A 1281-nucleotide genomic window follows, 5' to 3' on the forward strand; every position below is an offset into this window, starting at 1 on the left:
GTGGGTCGGGCCGCCCCCCTGACACCTCTGTTGTGTGGGGTCCAATAGTACCCCGGGGTGTCAGTTCGGGCGGGGGGTTTGGGCGCCCGGCCGGGGGCGCCCCCCACCACCTTGGGTTCCAGGAGTCGTTGCCACACCCCGGTTCAGGGGATTGCACCGGACTTCGAGATCCGTAAGGACCGGACGGCTCAGGGGCCTGTGAGGCTGAGCCGGGAGCGAGCGGCATGTTCCCGTCTCATGGAGCAGGGCCACAGCAACACCGAGGCCTGCCGGATCGCCGGTATCGGCCAGAGACAGAGGAGGTGGCAGTGGCACAGGTGACGGAGCGAATCGAGCCCACAGCGGTGGTCAAGGCGACACCGTTGTCCCAGCAAGGCGCATCTGGGTTTCACGTGGTCGGCAGGACCCCGATCGAGCCGGGGATGGTCGTCCGGCACACGGACGCGCCCTCGCGGGGCCTGACGGTCACCCGGTACACCCGAGCCGCCAGCGGCGTGATCTTCGCGCCCGCCCGGGAAGAATTCGCCCGTGTCGCGCTGGAGTGCATGGTGGCCGCACCGAGCAGGACGGGGGCCTGACCATGGGGCGAGTGACGCTTGACGGCACCGACGACCCGACCGAGGAACACGAACCGAAGCCCGGCGGCCGGTCCTACCTCCCGGCCGCGCCCACCGAGCCGCCCCCGGCGGCACCGGCCGAGGTGAAGGCCGAGGCGAAGGCCGGGCCGGTCCCCCGGGGACAGGTCGCAGGCAAGGAGAAGGTGCAGCCGTACATCACCACGGCGGTGGCGGAGGCCGCCCGCAACGCAGTGGTGGCAACGACCCCGTACGAGGGGGGATACCAGTCCCTGAGCGATCTGATCGAAGACGCCATCGTGGAGAAGGTGGCGAAGCTGCAGAGGACGTTCAACGAGGGAAACCCATTCCCCGAGCGGCCCAGAAGGCGGATTCGTACGGGCCGACCTCTGGGCCGGTAGGTCACACCGTTGCCAGAGGGGCGCCCCCGCCGCAGCCCGTCTCGAAGGACTCCTGCGGCCCGGGCGCCCTGACCAGGACCGCCTCCGGTCGTCGAACCCGGCAGAGCGCTCCGGACCAGGGCGCGTACGAGACGGGGCAGGGGGCCTGGCACACGTGCCTGGACGTCGAGGGCGGTTCGACCGCCGACGCCGCCCGGCTGATCCTGTGGCCGTGCGGACCGCAGGCCCACCAGCAGTGGAGGCCAACGTCTCCACCGGGTCGCGGAGGTCCCCGACACAGTGGTGGGCCGCCCCCCCGCGCGGCC

The 1281-nt window shown here is 71.4% G+C and carries 2 protein-coding genes; both read left to right on the top strand.

Translation table 11 applies throughout. The features are described 5' to 3' along the window. Nucleotides 1–308: 308 nt before the first annotated feature. Complete coding sequence (locus tag ACFWOG_RS29180; protein ID WP_380361791.1) at nt 309–578, top strand: hypothetical protein; 270 nt, start codon at nt 309–311, stop codon at nt 576–578. Between the two features lie 11 nt (nt 579–589). Next, a complete protein-coding gene (locus tag ACFWOG_RS29185) occupies nt 590–976 on the top strand; it encodes a hypothetical protein (protein ID WP_380361793.1) in 387 nt (128 codons plus the stop codon). Nucleotides 977–1281 lie beyond the last annotated feature (305 nt).

Origin of the sequence: Kitasatospora sp. NPDC058406 (assembly GCF_042722765.1) — a bacterium.
Classification (GTDB): Bacteria; Actinomycetota; Actinomycetes; order Streptomycetales; family Streptomycetaceae; genus Kitasatospora.